This window comes from Pseudomonadota bacterium, assembly GCA_022361155.1.
Classification (GTDB): domain Bacteria; phylum Myxococcota_A; class Polyangia; order Polyangiales; family JAKSBK01; genus JAKSBK01.
This window is the reverse complement of the sequence record JAKSBK010000031.1, coordinates 1-2,909: the sequence shown is the minus strand read 5'-3', so window position 1 is coordinate 2,909 and position 2,909 is coordinate 1. Positions and strand designations below refer to the sequence as shown.

Genomic DNA, 2,909 nt, shown 5'->3' with positions numbered 1-2,909 from the left:
TAGGAAAAAGTTGGCGATGGACTCTTCGACGTTGTTGGTCGGGATCAATTTCCATGTGTTTGTCGATCAGCATGGGAATGGTCCTTCAGAACTTCCCACTGCATTGGGTCTCGCGCGGTATAACGACCAGAAAGCTTGGGCTCGAGCCGCTTCGTTGTTTATCGAGGACAACTACGTAGTTGATGAAGGGTTTGTGACGTATACCTCGAATTTCGATTGGGGATTTCAGGCGACCACTTCGTTGACTCACGGCACGAACGGAAGACCAGCTGATGTGCCAGACGAAACCTTCTTGTCGTGCGGGGTTCAGTTCGTCGTCAGCTCGGTAGACTTTATCCGGGAAAGTCACGGTCTTGAGCGGGTTCCCCTGCCGGTACATCAACTTGCTCGCTGTCCATGTTGCATTCTGGACCTCAGCCCATTACACACGCAGCTGAGAGAGATCATTCAGGCGTACAGGAACACGCCAGGGATTCATGTGTTCGTCGCAGAGGACGCTACTACAAATAGCGAACTCGGTGCAGCCGGTATGGGTTGCTCTCCGGAAAGTTCGGGCAATGGCATGGCCTGGGCTTTGCTGCTCGCAGGAAATATCCAAACTACTTCCAATGCGTACAACACGTTGACCCATGAGCTTGGGCACGTCCTCGGTTTGGAGCACGGAACCCAGCCTGACGAGATCGGCCAGCTCCTGCAGGGTGGATTGCCAAGGAATGGCGAGCTATGCTCTCGCATCAGGACAATCGCTGAACAAATCGGGTGGTAGTGGATTTTTAATCAACGTGTATGAACGGTTTGATGAGATGTACATGGGCTGCCTGCATCCCGGTGCTCGGGGGTTGCTTGGCTGCGCATGGAAACTTACCGGATGCTGGGGGTGCTGCAGGCTCGAGCATAGGTATGCCTCTCATGGTGGAGCCTTGGGGCACTACCGTAGATGCTGGTGGAGGAAGTAGTTGTGCGCTCACAGGAGGCGGCGAGTTGCTCTGCTGGGGCGGCACCTTTGGTCCGTCGAGGATACGGGACGGTACGGACCCGCCTTCGGGTCGCTATCGGGCCGTATCGGTGGGTGGGAACCACGGTTGTGTGCTTCAGTTCGATGGTGCGCTACGTTGCTGGGGCGACAATTTCGACGGGCAGCGTGCAAGCTCCGATTACGAGTATGCTGGGGTATCGACTTCGGATGACGCGACCTGCGGTGTGAGAACCGACGGGGTGCTGGACTGCTGGGGTAAACTGAGTCGCTACGGCGGTGTTCCACCACCAGGTCGTTACCGCTTCGTGGCGTTGGGCGCGAAGCATGCGTGTGGGATCAGAGCGGACAGGTCCACTATTTGCTGGGGGTTCGGTATGCAGAGGCAGACGAAACCGCCCGCGTCAGGATTTGCCGCACTGGAACTCGGTTGGGAGTTTTCCTGCGGGCTTACTCCGAGGGGCAAGCTTGAGTGTTGGGGTAACCCGCCGGCGAGCATCGAAGAGATGCAGGGTCCGTTCCGTCATCTCGCCGCCGCAAATGCGTCGCTTTGTGCGTTGAAGGAAGACGGTTCTTTGCAGTGCAAGGGGCTTCCTCCATATACGGCCAGGCCGGCGCCGGAGCATGTGAAGTTCAAGGAACTGGGTGCGGGTGATAAGCATTTTTGTGGTCGTACCGATGCAGACGAGATTCTGTGCTGGGGCGACGGCTGGGAAGCAATGGATGTCCCCCCGGGGCTGTAAGCGTGTTGTCCGTGTCGCTCGTTGGTTGCGCTGCGCGGGTCGACCCGCAAGCGCTGTCTTCTTCGCAAGCGGATGTTTCTTGTCCTTCGCGCCTGGGAACAAAAGTACACAACCTAGCTCATGGCCCGAGGTTACATCGCTTTCGGTGGGGTTTCGGCACGCCTGTGCGATTGGTCCTGAAGACAGGACGCTTTGCTGGGGTGAAAACGAATACGGTCAGAGTGAGCCGCCAGACACTCCGATGAGGCTCGTTTCCGTGGGTCCGGTACATACGTGTGGCATCACGAAGTCCGATAGTGACGTGGTCTGCTGGGGAAACGAGGAGTACGGGCGAGTGGACGCACCGGTTGACCAAAAGTTCACGAACGTATCTGCAGGCGCCGGACATACATGTGGTTTGACGCCGGAAGGGAAGGTGCGCTGCTGGGGTAGCTGGCCATTCTCGGCTCCGTTCCCCGTTGCGTATGAGCCTCCGTCGCAAGGTCAATTCAAGGACATATCGTTAGGCCTTCTTTACGGATGTGCGCTATCGCTTGCAGGCAAGGTCCAGTGTTGGGGGGATGACACCTATTTCGTGGGGATACCCGACTCGGTGGTCTTTGAGCGGCTCGATGCCGGGTTTAATCATGTATGTGGTTTGACTACTGATGGTGAGGTTGAATGTTGGGGTGCTCCGACAAACGAGCCCAATATCCCTTCGGGGTCATACGTGGATGTAAGTGCAGGGAACGCAACCTGCGCCCTTCGTGACGACGGTAGCTTTGTCTGCTCCAATGTCGGCAACCCTCCCCACGGACCGATGACCAAAGTAGTAGCTGGCATGCACCATGTCTGCGGGGTCCATGAGGGTGGAGGCGTCCAGTGTTGGAAGCAGCAAGGCGCGGACATGGAGAATGAGCTCACTCCACCGCCGCAGTTGCATCGCCAGCTGTAACTATCCCCCGGCAAAGCCGGGGGCTTTAGATCGTGAGCCGCCCAACACCTGGAGACCGACCGGGGTTGCGGGCAGAGGATCGCCGTGGCCGAGCGCGGCGATGGTTCTGCGAGCGCGACGCGCCGCCGGCGTTCGCCGACGACCTGACCCGCGTTGAGGCTTGGGGATATCCGGGCGGGTGCGGCGGTGGCGGCTCGCAGCTGGAGCCCACGGGTAAGCATCCCGTGGGGTGCATCTGGTTGGCTCGGCTGACCTCGTG

The 2,909-nt window shown here is 58.5% G+C and carries 3 protein-coding genes; all 3 read left to right on the top strand.

Annotated elements, in window-relative coordinates; all coding sequences use genetic code 11:
- On the top strand, window positions 1-766 hold a 766-nt coding region (locus tag MJD61_00980; protein MCG8553854.1), incomplete at its 5' end, for a hypothetical protein.
- A 134-nt stretch (window positions 767-900) separates the two neighbouring features.
- Entirely contained in the window at window positions 901-1,716 is an 816-nt protein-coding gene (locus MJD61_00975; protein MCG8553853.1) for an RCC1 domain-containing protein, read from the top strand.
- A 966-nt stretch (window positions 1,717-2,682) separates the two neighbouring features.
- Window positions 2,683-2,909 (top strand): hypothetical protein (locus MJD61_00970; GenBank protein MCG8553852.1); only part of this gene is annotated, 227 nt, incomplete at its 3' end.

Coding starts and splice junctions, on each gene's coding strand:
- MJD61_00975 (MCG8553853.1), top strand. CDS start 901: ATGCCTCTCATGGTGGAGCCTTGGGGCACTACCGTAGATGCTGGTGGA.